9 protein-coding genes are annotated in these 15,437 nt (G+C 63.6%); 4 read left to right on the top strand and 5 right to left on the bottom strand.

Annotated features, from left to right (window positions below; all coding sequences use genetic code 11):
* The first annotated feature begins 4 nt into the window (after positions 1-4).
* From FVW59_RS06790 to FVW59_RS06780, 3 genes are all read left to right on the top strand, one after another.
* Entirely contained in the window at positions 5-577 is a 573-nt protein-coding gene (locus FVW59_RS06790) for a YSC84-related protein (RefSeq protein ID WP_148063462.1), read from the top strand.
* Between the two features lie 276 nt (positions 578-853).
* Positions 854-2,668 carry a M2 family metallopeptidase gene (locus FVW59_RS06785; protein ID WP_148063461.1) on the top strand — a complete coding sequence of 605 codons (1,815 nt, stop codon included), beginning with the start codon at positions 854-856 and terminating at the stop codon, positions 2,666-2,668.
* A 73-nt stretch (positions 2,669-2,741) separates the two neighbouring features.
* Entirely contained in the window at positions 2,742-4,904 is a 2,163-nt protein-coding gene (locus FVW59_RS06780) for a TonB-dependent siderophore receptor (RefSeq protein WP_148063460.1), read from the top strand.
* Between the two features lie 95 nt (positions 4,905-4,999).
* Here the strand turns inward: FVW59_RS06780 and FVW59_RS06775 are convergent, their stop codons facing one another.
* From FVW59_RS06775 to FVW59_RS06760, 4 genes are all read right to left on the bottom strand, one after another.
* Positions 5,000-5,380 (bottom strand): DUF1428 domain-containing protein, encoded by a 381-nt coding sequence (locus FVW59_RS06775; RefSeq protein ID WP_148063459.1) that lies wholly within the window; start codon positions 5,378-5,380, stop codon positions 5,000-5,002.
* Positions 5,381-5,487: 107 nt separating this feature from the next.
* Complete coding sequence (locus tag FVW59_RS06770; protein ID WP_148063458.1) at positions 5,488-7,572, bottom strand: hypothetical protein; 2,085 nt, start codon at positions 7,570-7,572, stop codon at positions 5,488-5,490.
* Positions 7,573-7,677: 105 nt separating this feature from the next.
* A complete protein-coding gene (locus tag FVW59_RS06765) occupies positions 7,678-10,413 on the bottom strand; it encodes a M1 family metallopeptidase (protein WP_187275797.1) in 2,736 nt (911 codons plus the stop codon).
* Between the two features lie 62 nt (positions 10,414-10,475).
* Entirely contained in the window at positions 10,476-12,020 is a 1,545-nt protein-coding gene (locus FVW59_RS06760) for a peptide MFS transporter (RefSeq protein WP_148063456.1), read from the bottom strand.
* A 291-nt stretch (positions 12,021-12,311) separates the two neighbouring features.
* On the opposite strand from FVW59_RS06760, the gene FVW59_RS06755 reads away from it, so the two are divergent.
* Positions 12,312-14,426: a dipeptidyl-peptidase 3 family protein gene (locus tag FVW59_RS06755; protein ID WP_148063455.1), complete on the top strand. Its 2,115-nt coding sequence runs from the start codon at positions 12,312-12,314 to the stop codon at positions 14,424-14,426.
* Positions 14,427-14,430: 4 nt separating this feature from the next.
* On the opposite strand, the gene FVW59_RS06750 is transcribed toward FVW59_RS06755, so the two are convergent.
* Entirely contained in the window at positions 14,431-15,372 is a 942-nt protein-coding gene (locus FVW59_RS06750) for a LysR family transcriptional regulator (RefSeq protein ID WP_148063454.1), read from the bottom strand.
* Between the last annotated feature and the right edge of the window lie 65 nt (positions 15,373-15,437).

Raw genomic sequence — 15,437 nt, 5'->3', positions numbered from 1 at the left:
AATCATGAAGAACCTGATCAAATCCTTTGCCGTTCTGCTGGCAGTGACCTTCGGGGCCGCCACCGCGCAGGCCGACAGCTACAGCGAGGCGAAGGCATCGTTCCAGAACGCCGGTGAAAGCGGAGAGTTCTTCAAATCCGCCTATGGTTATGCCCTGTTTCCCACCATTGGCAAAGGCGGCATCGGCATTGGCGGGGCCCACGGCAAGGGCAAGGTCTATGTGCACGGCAATGCGGTCGGCGAGTCCACCATGACCCAGGTCACAGTTGGCTTCCAGCTCGGTGGCCAGGCCTACAGCCAGATTATTTTCTTCGAGGACCAGCGCGCTTTTGAGCAGTTCACCTCCGGCAACTTTGAATTCAGCGCCCAGGCGACGGCCGTAGCCATCACCGCCGGTGTCTCCGCTGAAGCCAACACTGGTGGGGGCACCGCGGCGGGTGCCAGCGGCGGCAGCAATAATGCCCAGACCTCCCACGGTGGCTACCGCAAAGGCATGGCCATCTTCACCATCGCCAAGGGCGGCCTGATGTACGAAGCGGCGCTGGGCGGCCAGAAGTTTACCTACAAACCGCTGTAATTCCTCGCCCTTGGCGGCCGGGAAGATGGAATCCGCGATGGCGGATCAATCCCCCGGCCCTCCATGATCAACACGGCTGATTCGCCACCGGGTCGCCCCTGCGCCGGCGGGGCCATTTTGATTTTACTTCTGTAATCCCCCCCGTCCCCCTTCTCCCCGCGCAATTGATGATTTCGGCCTACTGTTCGTTACACGGTAGTAGGGTGGCTCGCGCTGCGCATAGCGCATTGTGCAGATCAATTGCATCGCCACCAGGGTCATCACAGGAGAATAATCATGTTGATCAACCGCTATCGGCGCGCCATCGCGCCGCTGCTCATCGGCGCTGCAGGCGTCGCCCAGGCCGCGCCGGCCACTGAACAGGACGTGCGGACGTTTATCGACCGCGCCGGGGAGCGCAGCGCCGAGCTCGCAGTAGAGAACACCCGGGCGGAGTGGGTGTTCCAGAATTTCATCACCCACGATACCCAGGCCATGGCCGTTGCTTCCAAGAAGGCCCTGACCGTCCTCGGCGGCGAGCAGGCCCGCCAGGCGCGCGACCATATGGCGGTGCAGGGTCTGTCCGATAAAACCAGACGCGACCTGGAACTGATTCGCCACGATGTGTCGGTGCCGTCTCCGGCCGACGACGCCAGTACGGCCGAACTGGTGGAAATTGGCGCCGAGCTGAAGAGTATCTACTCCACGGGCAAGTACTGTAACGCCGCAGGTGAGTGCAGCGTACTGCGGGACATGGAACTGCGCATGGCCAACAGCCGCGATGCCGACGAATTGCTGGAATTGTGGCAGGGCTGGCGCGAGGTGTCTCCGCCCATGCGCAAACGCTATGCCCGGCAGGTGGAACTGGCCAACCGGGGCGCGCAGGATCTCGGCTACAGGGACCTCGGCGACTACTGGCGCAGTCGCTATGACATGAGTGGCGACGCCTTTGCCGCCGATATGGAGCGCTACTGGCAGGAGGTGAAACCCCTGTACGAATCCCTGCAGTGCCACGTTCGCCACCGCCTGGAAGACTTCTATGGCGATGAAGTGATGCCCGACGACGGCACCATTCCGGCTCACCTGCTGGGCAATATGTGGGCCCAGGGCTGGGGCAACATCGAGGACGTGGTGATGGGGGGCGCCTGGGAAGCCCCCTACGATTTGACCGCCATTCTCGAACAGCGCGACATGGACGCCCTGGACATTGTGAAAATGGCCGAGAGCTACTTCACCTCGCTGGGACTGGAGCCGCTGCCGGAGACCTTCTGGGAGCGCTCCCTGTTCACCCGTCCCGAGGACCGCGATGTGGTCTGCCACGCCAGCGCCTGGAATGTGGACGCGGTGGACGACCTGCGCATCAAGATGTGTATCCAGCGTACCGGTGAAGAGGTGAGGGTGGTACACCACGAGCTGGGGCACAACTACTACCAGCGCGCCTACAATGATCTGCCCTATTTTTACCGGGGCTCTGCCAACCCCGGTTTTCACGAGGCAGTGGGTGACGCGATAGCCCTGTCGGTGACGCCGTCCTACCTGGTAAACATCGGCCTGCTGGAACAAGAGCCCGCCACCAGTGAAGAGAACACCATTGCCCAGCTGATGCAGCTGGCCCTGGATAAAGTGGCTTTTCTGCCCTTCGGCTACATCATGGACAAGTGGCGCTGGCAGGTTTTCTCCGGTGAGTTGAGCGAAGCCGAATACAACGACGCCTGGTGGCAGCTGCGCCGGGAATACCAGGGTATTTCCAGCCCGGTGGCACGCGATGACGATGCCTTCGACCCTGGCGCCAAGTACCACATCCCGGCCAATGTCTCCTACAGCCGCTACTTCCTCGCCCACCTGCTGCAGTTCCAGTTTCACCGTGAAATGTGTGAACAGGCCGGCTTCAAGGGGCCGCTCTACGCTTGCTCCGCCTATGGCAGCGAACAGGCGGGCAAGGCCCTGAATGCCATGCTCAGTGCCGGCAAAAGCCTGCCCTGGCAGCAGACGCTGGAGAATTTCACCGGTAGCGATGACGTCGATGTCTCCGCCATGATGGACTACTTTGCCCCGCTGAAGGCGTGGCTGGACGAGCAGAATCGCGATCGCCAGTGTGGCTGGCAGAGCTGACGCTACTTGCAAGTGATAATGTTTATCATTACTGTTCCGCTCCTGTTGAACTGTCATCTCAGGAGTGTCCGTCATGCCTTGTGTTCCATCCCTGTCCCGCCGCCCCCTGGCCGTCGCTCTGGCCTTGCTCGGGAGCCAGGCCGCTTTGGCCCAGGAAGCCACCACCGGGGAAGCGGCTGACCCGCCGGGCGGGGCGGGGCTGGAGGAGGTGGTGGTGACCGGCCAGTACACCATCTCCGAGCGTATCGACACCGCTACCGGCCTCGGCCTGACCCTGGCGGAAACGCCCCAGTCGGTCAGTGTGGTCACCGCCCAGCGCATCATCGACCAGGATCTGCGCTCCCTCACCGATGTGGTGAACAACGCCGCCGGGGTCTCCGCCCGCGCCCAGGACAGCAGCCGCTATACCTACTCTGCGCGTGGCTTCGCCATCGATAACTACCAGATCGACGGCATCCCCATCAGCTGGGAGCCGGGCGCCAACGCCGGTGAAACCCAGACCGACACCACCCTGTTCGAGCGGGTGGAAGTGGTGCGCGGCGCCACCGGCCTGTTGACCGGTGCCGGCAATCCCTCCGCCTCCATCAACCTGGTGCGCAAGCACGCCGACAGCCGCGAGCTGACTGGCTACACCACGGTCAGCGCCGGGCGCTGGAACGCCTACCGGGCCATGGCCGATGTCAGCAGCCCGTTGAACGACAGCGGTAGCCTGCGCGGGCGCGTGGTGGCCAACGTCGAGGAGAGCGATTCCTTCCGCGATTATGCGGGCGATGAAAAATCCGTGTTCTACGGGGTGGTGGAGGCCGACCTCGGCCATGCCACCCTGCTGCGCCTAGGCGGCAGCTACCAGGACAACTCGCCCACCGCCTCCACCTGGGGCGGCCTGCCCGCATGGCTGGGAGATGGCAGCAGGGCCGACTGGAGTCGCTCGAAAACCGTCGCCGCGCGCTGGGCGAACTGGTCCTCCACGGTGGAAAACTACTACCTGGACCTGGTGCACGACTTCGGCGCCGACTGGCGCGCCAAGCTGAGCGTCAACCACAACACCAACGCATCCGACCAACTGTTGCTGTACCTTTCCGGCGCGCCGGACCCGGTCACCGGCCTCGGTATGCGCGCTTCGCCACGCAAGGCGGAGACCGAGCGCGAACAGCTCAATATCAGCGCCCAGTTGAACGGCAGCTACGACCTGTTCGGCCGCGAGCACGAGGTGACCTTCGGCGCCATCGACAGCGAGCAGGACGAGACTGCCTTCTCTCATGCCCGCAGCAATATCGCCGATCCCGGCAATTTCTTTGAGTGGGATGGCCGCTACCCGCAACCCGACTGGGGTGTCAAAGGTCAGGATACCGACATGACCACTGAGCAGCGCGGCGTCTATGCGGCCACCCGCCTGTCCCTGGCTGACCCGCTCAAGTTGATTCTCGGCGCCCGGGTGGCTGACTGGGAGCAGAGCGGCACTACCTATGGTATTCCCGTGGACTACGGCGACAGCGGGGTGGTGGTGCCCTATGCCGGCGTGCTTTACGACCTGACCGAAAACCACCGGGTGTACGCCAGTTACACCGAGATCTTCCAGCCCCAGGCACAGCGTGATCGCTCCGGTGATTTTCTCGACCCGATCACCGGCAAAAGCTACGAGATTGGCCTGAAGAGCCAGTTCCTGGACGGCGCCCTGCAAACCACCCTGGCCCTGTTCGATGTGGAACAGGACAACCTGGCCCAGGCCGACGGCGTGAATATTGTGCCGGGCACCGACAACGAACAGGCCTACTACGGCGCCGAAGGCGCCACCAGCACGGGCTATGAACTGGAAGTTACCGGCCTGTTGGCGGAGGGCTGGGATATCAGCGCCAGCTACACTGACTTCGATGCCGAGGACGCCGACGGCGAGGAGGTGAACACCGACATGCCTCACAGGCTGTTCAAGGTATTCACCACCTACCGCTTTCCCGGCGACTGGAGCCGGCTGACGGTATCCGGCGGTGTGAACTGGCAGGACAGCAACTACACCGACACTTTCAACGTGGTGACCAATGCGCCGGAGCGGTTGGAGCAGGACGATTTCGCCCTGGTCAGCCTGATGCTGCGCTATGACTTCACCGATCGGCTGTCCGGCCAGCTCAATGTGCAGAATGCTCTCGACGAAACCTATTACAGCCAGATCGGTTTCTACCGGCAGCTGGAGTACGGTACGCCGCGGGACTACCGCCTGTCCTTCAACTACCGCTTCTGAACGACGACAGGGGGTGACGGGGACGGATGGACAGCGCGCAATACCGCGGCGGTGCCGACGATGTCACCAAGCCGTAAGCGTATCCTCCTGGCGTCTCACGGCGCCATGTCGACCACCGGCGTAAAGCCTCCGAAAATCATCCGCTTGCCGTCGAAGGGCATGGGGTTTTTCTCCGGGTCCATCCTCGGGTCCGGCTGGCCGCTTTCCATCATGCTGTGCATTTTCTGCATGGCGTGCTCGCGGGTGGCCTTGTCCGGCCACTCCACCCAGGAGAACACCACGGCCTCCTCTTCGGTGGCCTGGACGGCGCGGCGAAAGTCGGTCTGTTTGCCGTCGGGCACGTCGTCCTCCCAGCATTCGATCACACGCAGGGCGCCCCATTCGAGGAAAATGCTGTCCGCCGTTTCGGCGTGGTGGCTGAATTTTTCCCGGTTGGCCCTGGGTACTGCGATGACAAATCCGTCGATATAGCTCATTGCGCTGTCCTCCTCTGGACTGATGCGGTTTTAGCTACACTGTAGTCGTTCGCAGCGGTGACGGATCGACAGGCGGGGAAACGAATTTCAGAAAAAACGCAGGGGCATCACAGCGCCACCACCACGGCAATTGCGCAGAGCGTACTCGCCAACACCGTGCCCGCTGCCAGCGCCAGTGGATGGCGCCCCTCCACCAGGCGCGCCAGCAGGTCCCACCGCCCCATACGCAGGCCGTGCTCCACCAGCGGCACGATGTTGTGTTGCAATGCAGCGGGTACAAAGGAGGGCAGGACCCGGGGGCCGGTGTAAACCAGTACGTCGTCTATCGCCAGGAACCAGCCGCGGTAAAAAATGCGGGCGTCGCGAGCGGTGTGATACACATTGCGGTGATCCACCAGCAGCAAGCGGTCACCCAGCACGGCGATATGTCCGGTGCTGCTGCGCAGATAGAGCCAGAGGGCCAGCGAGGGGCCGCCGAGGAATAGTATCAGGGCTGCCAGCGTCGACGGCGCAACCTGCAACAAGACCGCCAGCACCAGCAGCAGGCAGCTTGCGGGCAGGTAGAGGCGGGCCAGGCGTCGCAGCTGTGCCTCGCGCTGCGGCGGTTTGGCGACCCAGCTGGCCTGGCTTGCGGCATGGTCGACAGGGTCCGCGCCGCGCAGGCTGTCGGGCTGGAAAGCCTGTTGCCGCATCCTGTGCAGCAGGGCCATGGCGGCGCAGGCGATGAACGCCAGCCACAGCAGGGCGTGCAGGGCAGAGGTGAGCGCGACGTGGCGCTGCAGTGCGCTGCTGCGTTCGGTGATCAGGGCCTGTAGCAGATCCGACTTGAGGGGTGCCTCGGCTTGCCCCTCGGCGCTGAAGCGCAGCAGCCCGGCGCGCCGGGGGTCGAGCACCAGCAGTTTTTCTCCCCAGACGATGACTTGCTCGGCGACGAAGCCCTGGGGTAGCGGCAATTCGCGCTCAAAGCCGAAGCGACGTTCAAACTGGTACAGGCCGCGCTCCTTCGAATCGGGATGCTGCAACACCACCCACCAGCGGCTACTGTTGGCGGCGAAGGTATGCACCTGTTCGTAGCCGGCCTCCAGTGCCTGTGGCGCCATCAGGAATATCTCGTCCAGTTGCCGACCGAGGGCATCGTTCTCGTAGCGCAGAATACTGAGGGCCGGGCCCTCGGTGCTGTCGGTGTAGAGCAGGCCATCCCGGGGCAGCAGGGTCGGGTGAGGGCGGAAGGTGTGATCGCTCTCTGCCACGACCTTGCCGGCGGCGTCGAGCTTGCGCAGTACCGAGGTTCCGGGCAAGGCCTGCAGCATCATGCCGCTGTAGGGGTGCAGGGCAAAACTGGCCGGCAGAGTATCCTGCGGCCCGTGGGGCAAACAGGACAGTGTCGGCAGATGGCAGCGAAACAGGCCCCTGTTGCTTCCAGGAGCTTCCTCGCTAGCCACGGTTTGCGCCAGCAGGAAGAGTTCTTCGCTTGCGCTTCCCGTGGCAACCGCTTCGACAGAGGCCAGCCCCAACCCGGCAAGCGGCAGGGATTGCACACCGACGCCGGCGCGGTCGTGCAGCAGCAGGCGATCCGCCAGTACCAGTGCGAGTCCGCCCCCCCCGAGAGGTGCCGCGGCCAGGGCGCCTGCCGGAGCTGGCGGAGGCTGCAGTATCCTGCCGGCGATGCCGGCAATGACCAGCAGGGCGAGGGCGGCGATGGCCGCGGCCAGGTAACGGCGGGACAGCCAGCGGGCGCGAGTGGGTCGCTCGCGCAATGCCGTGGTGACCCGGAAGGGGATCAGGGCGTAGAGATTGGGGCAGGCGGTGGACCCCGTTGCCGGGGTTGCCTGTGCGCGGGCCAGGCGGGCTTTGGCCTGGGCTTTCTGTTCCCCGGCGAGTTTGCGCTCCAGTGCCCTGGCGCGCAGGCGGGCCTGCGCCCTGCGCTGTTCGGCGTCCTCGGCCTCTGCCTCGGCACCGGCGTCGTCGCTGAGCAGCTGCGTGATGGCACCGATCAGGTTGAGTCGGTGGTAGAGGTCGGCTGCGGTTTTGCGGTCCAGGTTGTTGCGCAGAACCACCGGCGTGCCGGTGAAGCAGTCCTCCAGATAGGACTCGTCCTCGATACCCAGAATCTCGGCGAACTGGCGTTTCACCTTGTCCAGGTCGCGACCCGTCTGTATGTCCCCATCGAACGTGAGGTTGAATCGATGCACCTCGCGTCACCAGCCCCTGAAGTGGTTAATTATGGGCTGAAAATGTACGGACTTTTGCCCGGCTTGGCCAGCGTCAGGCCGTGCCGGGCAGGGTGGGCGGCACTTTTATTGTGCCGGGCGGTGCAACTCGGCAAAGGCGGCGCAGAGGCGGATGGTTTCCAGGCTGTTGGCCAGGTAGCGCGGCCCGGACTCCAGCCCGTCGATGATGGGGGCGAAGGTGGCCTCCACCTGCCGGGCATCATCCTCGGAACAGAAAGTGTCGAAATAGGCGGGCAACTGCCCCTTGCGCCAGCTGTCCACCCGCCCCAGCAGTTCGTCGAGGTGGTTGCCGACCCAGTCGAACAGGGCGTCGCGGGTCTCCGCATGGGCCATCTGGTTGTCCAGGATGTCGAAGATCTCGTTGTCCCGCAGGTCGGGGGAGAGGATGCGCTCGCGCATTGCTGCGGCAATCTCCGGGTCGGTGCTCCAGGCCATGGCCCCCAGCAGGTACTCCCGCAGCAGGGCGTTGTCGGAGGCCTGGAAGTGTTGCCACAGCAGGTCCGTGAAAGGCTTGCCGTGGGCTTCGACGCCAGCCAGCAGGGCGATGTAGCGAATGTTGGCATCGATGGCGTCGGGGTGCAGCTGTTCATCGCCGCCGAAACCGGTAAAGGCCTCGCCAGCAGCCACCAGGCGGGCGTGAATCTCTGTGTCATTGGCGCCGAGGCCCAGGGTCGACAGCAGCAGCATGCGGAACTGCTGCTGGTCGGGGTTCAATTCCGGCAGTGCTTCAAGGTCCGCCAGTACCGGGCGGTACCAGTCGCGAATGCGGGCCTCAAGGCCCTCGCGGTCAGCCCCGGTCAGTACGTGGTCCTTCAGTTTGTAGAGGTCGGCGCGCGGCGCGATGGCCACCCGCCAGGAACTGGCGCGGGTGAGGGGTCCGACGGTGTCCAGGTATTGATCCAGGGACAGGCTGCCGTTGTTAAGGGCCGCACTGAGACTGCCGGCGACGGAAATCTGCTCGCTGGTAGTGAGTTCGTCGAAGCGCTCCAGCAGTGCCTGCCACTGCTCGCCGGGCAGTGACCAGCGGTAGTAGCTGGCGCCGCCGGTATTCGGCAACACCGCTTGTGGGCACTGTTCGCTGTTCAGTTCCACACGCTGCTGCGCTTCCTTGAGCAGGAAGCACTGGCTGGTCTCGCCGTCGGCCTGGAGGGCGCTGACGCAGGCCGGCACAATCCAGCGCTGGTCGCTGGAGCCGGTGGAGCCGGCCGGCAGGTAGCGCTGCTGGCTGATGTCCAGCCGCGGCGCGCCGTCGCCGCAGTCCAGAGCGGCGTTCAGCATCGGCAGTCCGGGCTGCTCGATAAAGCTGCGAAAGGCCGCTTTGAGATCCTCGCTATCCACCTGGGGGTTGGCCTCGGCGATGGCGCCGATAAAGTCGTGGGCGGTGGTGTTGCCAAAGGCGAAGGCCTGCATGTAGTGGCGAATGCCGTCGCGGAAGGAGTCGCGGCCGAGGAAGGCCTCGAACATGGACAATACGCCGCCGCCCTTCTGGTAGGTAATGCCGTTGAAGGCGGAACCGATGTCCTCGTGGCGGGTAATGGGCTCGCGAATCTGGCGGGCGCTGGCCAGGCTGTCGTTGACCATCACGTTGGCGCTGCTGTTGAGCAGGGACTCGCGGTAGTGCTGATCCGGGTACAGGCTGTCCAGAATGATATAGGCGTTCCAGGTGGCGAAGGATTCATTCAGCCAGATGTCGTCCCACCACACCGGGGTCACCAGGTTGCCGAACCAGTGGTGGGCCAGTTCGTGGGCATGGGTGACGAAAAAGCCACGCTTCTGGCTTACCGGCGCGCTGTCGTCCAGCAGGATGAGTTGCTCGCGGTAGGTGATGGCGCCGGCATTTTCCATGGCGCCGGCGGAGAAGTCCGGCACCGCGATGATGTCGAGTTTGGCGTAGGGGTAGGGAGTGGCGAAATAGTCCTCCATCGCCGCCACGATCGGCGCTGTATGCGCCAGGGCGTAGCGGATTTCATCGCCCTTGCCCTTGGTGGTAATGCCGCGCAGTGGCAGCGGCTGCTCGCGCTGGCCGGTGGCGGGGATGGGGTCGAACTCGACCACGTCAAAAGGCCCCACCGCGAAGGCGATCAGGTAGGTGGGCAGGGGTTTGGTGGTGGCGTAGGTGATGGTCTTGCTGCCGTCGCCATTGTCCACGACGCGCCGTTCGGGCGTATTGGTGATGGCGCTGAAGTCAGCCGGTACCGTCAGCTGAATGTCGAAGGGCACCTTGAACACCGGTTCGTCGAAGGAGGGGAAGGCCAGCCGGGCCGAGGTGGCCTCGAACTGGGTGAAGGCGTAGCTCTCGCCGCCGCTCTCTACCTTGTACAGGCCCTCCAGGCTGGTATTGAAAGGGGCGCTGTAGCTGAACGCCAGGGTCGCCGCGCCGTCGATGGCCTGTGGGGCGCTCACCTTTACGGTGCCGGTGGGCAGGGCCTGCTCCCAGGTCAGCGGCAGTTCCCGGCCATCCGCGAGGATGGCCCTGGCACTGCTGATCTCGAGGCCGTTGCCGTGCATCCAGAAACTGTCCCGCTGCGCGACGTTGACATCGATCTGCACAGTACCGCTGAAACTTTCCCCGCGGGGGTCGATGTTCAGATGGAGGTCGTAGTGGCTGGGTTGTACCCAGTCCTGCGGCAGGCGCGCCGAGGGTGGCTCGCCCGGGTTGTCTGCCCCGGCGGTTCGGGGGGCGCTGGTGGCCGGACTTTGCGCCGCTTCCGGTTGCTGCGCCTGCTCGGGGCTACAGGCCATCAGCAGGGCGGCAGCGCACAGTGCCGCAGTCAGGCGGATGATCAGGTAGAAAGGTTTCATGTGCTTCCCTCGGTCTGGGAGGTCAGGGGAAGGGCGCAGCCGGATCGGCCGCGCCCGGGAAGTCAGGGGGTATCGGTCGCTACCGCCACGGCGGGCCTGGTGTCCAGCCCTTCCCATTTTTTCGCTTTCAGGCTGATCAGGGCAATGATGATGCCGATACCGATGCTGAACAGGCTGATCTGCAGGTAGAGGTTGGGCAGTTCCTCGACATTGTTGGGGTCGAAGTTGCCGGCCAGCAGGCCGGAGATGATATTGCCGATAGAGTAGGTCAGCACGAACACGCCCATCATCTGGCCGGCAAAGCGTTTCGGGGACAGTTTACTGACCGCCGACAGGGCAACCGGGCTCAGGCACAGTTCGCCAACGGTGTGCAGGAAGTAGGTGGTGATCAGCCAGTAGGGCGCCACTTTCAGGCCCTGGGCAGCATATTGGGCGGCGAAGAACATGATGATGAAGCCGCTGGCCATGATGATCAGGCCGACAGCGCACTTCATGCCGTAGGAGGGCGAGACCATGCGCTTGCCCAGGTTGATCCACAGGGCGGCGAAGAAGGGGGACAGGATCACGATGAACATGGGGTTCACGTTCTGGAACCATGAGGCCGGCAGCTCGAAGGAGCCGATCAGGCGGTCGGTGTAGTCGCGACCGAACAGGTTGAGGGAAGAGCCGGCCTGTTCAAAGCCGGACCAGAAACAGGCGGAGGCCACACACACCAGGAACAGGGCCCACAGGCGCCTTTTCTCCACGTCTGTCAGGTTGCCCAAAAAGTAGATGAAGCCGTAGTAGGCGAAGAAAATCAGGGTGAAGACGATGGCAGTGTACTGGGCCAGGGCCACGGCGTTAATGGCGATTGTCCCGCTCAGTGACAACCAGGTGACCACTGCCACGAGGGCTACCACGGCCCAGATGCCGGTCCAGGCCTTGCGTGCTCCCGCCGGTGACAGCGGCTCTTCGGGCTCCAGGCTGGCGCCACCGAGATTATCGATGGTGCGGCGATACTGGATCAGGCCGATGGCCATGCCCACGGCGGCGGCGCCGAAGCCCCAGTGCCAGCCCACGTTTTCGCCGAAATAGCCACAGATGGTGTAGCCCAGCACCGAGCCGATGTTGATGCCCATGTAATAGAGGGCGTAGCCGCCGTCGCGGCGCACATCGTCTTCGGAGTAGAGTTGCCCCACCAGGGCGCTGATATTGGGTTTCAACAGGCCGGTGCCCGAGGCCACCAGAATCAGGCCGATAAAGAAGGTGCTGCTGTTGGGGATGGCCAGCACGATGTGGCCGCACATGATGATGACGCCGCCCCAGAACACCGTGCGCTGGCCGCCCAGCAGGCGGTCGGCGATCCAGCCCCCGGGCAGGCCCAGGAAGTAGACCGAGCCGGTGTACAGGCCGTAGATGGCGGTGGCGGTGGCCACGGTGAAGGCCAGGCCTTCCTGCTGCAGGCTGGCGGTCATGAACAGCACCAGCAGGGCGCGCATGCCGTAGTAACTCATCCGCTCCCACATTTCAGTGAAGAAGAGGGTGGAAAGGCCTTTGGGGTGACCAAAGAAGCCGCTGTCTGAGAGATTGGACGCGGGGGTGGCCGCGGCGCTTGTCGCATCTGTCATGCTGTGACGTTCCTTATTGGGTGATGGGCCTGGCTTGTGGCCGGTGGCGTCATTATAGGGATTATCGCTATATGACGAAAAAGTGACCGCTGTCCTCAAATGGGGTGCAGGAATCTGTCGACTTTGCCGTGCCGCCGGGTGCCGTGCGCGCCGCGGGAATACTGGGTATCATAGCGCCCTCGCCGCAATCGGCGAAAGTTTGAGCAGAAGAGGGCGGGCAGCCTACCGGCGCCCGCACTCTTTTTCCGGCGCTCCATCCCCGCGCCTTTACCAGAAAAATAGCAGGATCCTATGAATAAATTCCTTCTGGCCCCGCTTGCCGCCGCCCTGTTGGTGGCCTGTAACGACAGCAACTCTCCTGCGCCCACTGCCAGCGCGCCACCGCCGGCTGCCGCCGTGCAGGCCGAACCGGCGGTGGCGCCGGAGGCTCCCGCCGAGGAGTTCCGCTATATCATCGACCGTTTCGCCGATATCCAGGTGCTGGCCTATCAGGTGCCGGGCTTTGAGAGCCTCGACCTGAAGCAGAAGGAACTGCTGTACTACCTGTACCAGGCTGCCTATGCCGGCCGCGACATCATGTGGGACCAGAATTATCGCCACAACCTGCGCATCCGCCGCACCCTGGAGGCGGTGGTGCGCAACTACGCCGGCGATCGCAATACCGAGGCGTTCAGGCAGTTCATGACCTACGCCAAGCAGGTGTGGTTCGCCAACGGGATTCACCACCACTACTCCACCCTGAAGTTCCAGCCCGAATTCAGCGAGGAGGACTTCGCCAGCTACGTGAATGCCGTGGCCGAGGCCGGTGAATTGCCCCTGCGTGAAGGCCAGGATGCGGCGGGCCTGATTGCGGAGCTCACCCCCGTCATCTTCGACCCGAACATTGCACCGAAAAAGGTGAATACCGCGGCTGACGTGGACAAGGTGGCCGCGTCGGCGGTGAACTTCTACGGCGAGGACGTGACCGAGCAGGAAGTGCGCGACTTCTACGCCGCCCAGTCCGCCGACGACGGCGACGAGCCGGTGTCCCACGGCCTCAACTCGCGGCTGGTCAAGGGAGCTGACGGCAAGCTGCAGGAGCAGGTATGGAAGGTGGGCGGCCTGTACGGCGAGGCCATCGAGCAGATTGTGGTGTGGCTGAACAAGGCCATTGCCGTGGCCGAGAACGACAAACAGCGCAGGGCCCTGGAGCTGCTGGTCAAGTACTACGAGACGGGCGACCTGCATACCTTTGACGAATACAGCATCGCCTGGGTGGAGGACGCCGACTCCCGCATCGATGTGGTGAACGGCTTTATCGAGGTCTACAACGACCCCATCGCCTATCGCGGATCCTATGAGTCCGTCGTGTCCTTCCGCGATGTGGAAACCAGCAAGCGCATCGCCGCCATCGGTGCCCAGGCCCAGTGGTTCGAGGACAACTCGCCGATCATGGACGAGCACAAGCGCGCCAACGTGAAAGGCATCCTCGGCAAGGCGATTACCGTGGTGGCTGAAAGCGGCGACGCATCGCCCAGTACCCCCATCGGTATCAACCTGCCCAACGCCAACTGGATTCGCGCCAACCACGGCTCCAAGTCGGTGAACCTGTCCAATATCGTGTCCGCCTACGATGCGGTGCCCAGCAAGGCCCTGCACGAGTTCGCCTGGGACCAGGCAGAGATCGATCGCGGCGAGAAATACAAGGTGGTCACCAGTGCGCTGCACACCGACATGCACGAGGTAATTGGCCACGCCTCCGGCAAGATCAACCCCGGTGTCGGCACGCCCAAGGAAACGCTGAAGCAGTACTCGTCCACTCTGGAGGAGGGGCGCGCGGACCTGGTGGCCCTGTATTACATGATGGATCCCAAGCTGGTGGAACTCGGCGTCATGCCCAACCTCGAAGCGGGCCAGTCAGAGTACGACGGCTATATCCGCAACGGCATCATGACCCAGCTGTACCGCCTCAAGCCGGGTGAGCTGATCGAGGAAGCCCACATGCGCAACCGCGCCATGGTGGCCCGCTGGGCGATGGACATGGGCAAAGAGGACAGTGTCATTGAGCGCCGGGTGCGCGATGGCAAGACCTACTTCGTGATCAACGACTACCAGGCCCTGCGGGACATCTTCGGTCAGCAACTGCGTGAATTGCAGCGCATCAAGTCCGAAGGGGACTTCGAGGCCATCCAGCACCTGGTGGAAAACTTCGGCACCCAGGTGGATCCGGAGCTGCACGCGGAAGTGCTGGAGCGTTTCGCCAAACTGGACGTGGCGCCCTACAAGGGCTTCGTCAATCCCTACCTGGAGCCGGTAGTGGAGGATGGCAAGATTGTCGATGTGACCATCAGTTACCCGGAGACCTTTGAGGAGCAGATGCTGTACTACGCCGAGCACTACTCCTTCCTGCCCACCGACAACGACTGACGGATCAGCGGTCGCCCTTTACCAGGTCGGCCGCTGTACGCCGCAACTCGGCGCAAAAGGTATCAATCGCGCCGGGCAGCGTCCGATCGCGAAGGCGCACAATGCCCGGTTGCGAGCGAATGGGCCGGGTGAAACTCACCGGCAGCAATTGCAGCTTGCCCTCCTCGATGCTGCGCCGGAAAACTGATTCGGTTCCCACTGACAGATAGTCGGTGCTGGCGATCAGGTCCAGCAGCAGGTGGTAATTGTCGCTGCGCACACCGACAACCTGCTCGATAAACTCCTCCAGATGCCAGCCCTCCGGCATGAATTGCGCCAGGAAGGGAGCGGCGCGCCCGACCAGGCCCGGCAACGCCAGCTTGTAATGGAGCAGGTCCGGCTCGACCGCGCCGCTGCTTTTCAGCAGAGGGTGGCCGGTGCGGCAGACAAAGCAGAATTCCTCCGAGGGCAGTGCCTCGATGATGACGTCCCGGTCACCCTCGAGGGGCTCTGTGTCACCGATGAGTACGTGCAGGCTGCGATCCCGCAGTCTTGGCGCGAGATCGGCTGCCCGGCCAAAGACAATGTTGAATCGCACTTCCGGGTGTTCGCGATGCATCTCGGCGACCGCTTTGTGCAGGCCCCAGGCCCCGAGAATCGGGCCGCAACCGATCTGGATGCGACTCAGCGGCCGGCTCGATAACTCTGCCAGGCGGTTGCCGGCCTGATCCAGTTCATCAAAGATGCGCTCGGCATGTTCCAGCAGTACCAGGCAGTGCTCGGTGGGCCGCACGGTATCCGGGGCGCGGTCAAACAGCAGCACCTGCAGCTGGTCTTCCAGCTTGCGGATGCTCTTGGTCAGTGCTGGTTGGGTGATAAACAGGCTGTCTGCGGCGCGGTGAAAGTTGCCGTGGCGGGCCAGGGCTGCGAGGTGCAGCAGCTGGCGGGTCTCCAGATTGTGGTGCATGGGGCTGATTCCTCTGGGTTATCAGAGCATGAGCATAAACCATTATTCACGGCCCCGTTGTTCCC

Source organism: Parahaliea aestuarii, from assembly GCF_008064635.1.
In the GTDB taxonomy this organism is placed as follows: Bacteria; Pseudomonadota; Gammaproteobacteria; order Pseudomonadales; family Halieaceae; genus Parahaliea; species Parahaliea aestuarii.
Note: the sequence above shows the minus strand (reverse complement) of the source record. Positions and strands in the feature narration are given on the sequence as shown.

What these genes read in the sequence shown, in the direction of transcription:
- FVW59_RS06790 (WP_148063462.1), top strand. Translation starts at nt 5, where the DNA reads ATGAAGAACCTGATCAAATCCTTTGCCGTTCTGCTGGCAGTGACCTTC.
- FVW59_RS06785 (WP_148063461.1), top strand. Translation starts at nt 854, where the DNA reads ATGTTGATCAACCGCTATCGGCGCGCCATCGCGCCGCTGCTCATCGGC.
- FVW59_RS06780 (WP_148063460.1), top strand. Translation starts at nt 2,742, where the DNA reads ATGCCTTGTGTTCCATCCCTGTCCCGCCGCCCCCTGGCCGTCGCTCTG.
- FVW59_RS06775 (WP_148063459.1), bottom strand. Translation starts at nt 5,380, where the DNA reads ATGAGCTATATCGACGGATTTGTCATCGCAGTACCCAGGGCCAACCGG.
- FVW59_RS06765 (WP_187275797.1), bottom strand. Translation starts at nt 10,413, where the DNA reads ATGAAACCTTTCTACCTGATCATCCGCCTGACTGCGGCACTGTGCGCT.
- FVW59_RS06760 (WP_148063456.1), bottom strand. Translation starts at nt 12,020, where the DNA reads ATGACAGATGCGACAAGCGCCGCGGCCACCCCCGCGTCCAATCTCTCA.
- FVW59_RS06755 (WP_148063455.1), top strand. Translation starts at nt 12,312, where the DNA reads ATGAATAAATTCCTTCTGGCCCCGCTTGCCGCCGCCCTGTTGGTGGCC.
- FVW59_RS06750 (WP_148063454.1), bottom strand. Translation starts at nt 15,372, where the DNA reads ATGCACCACAATCTGGAGACCCGCCAGCTGCTGCACCTCGCAGCCCTG.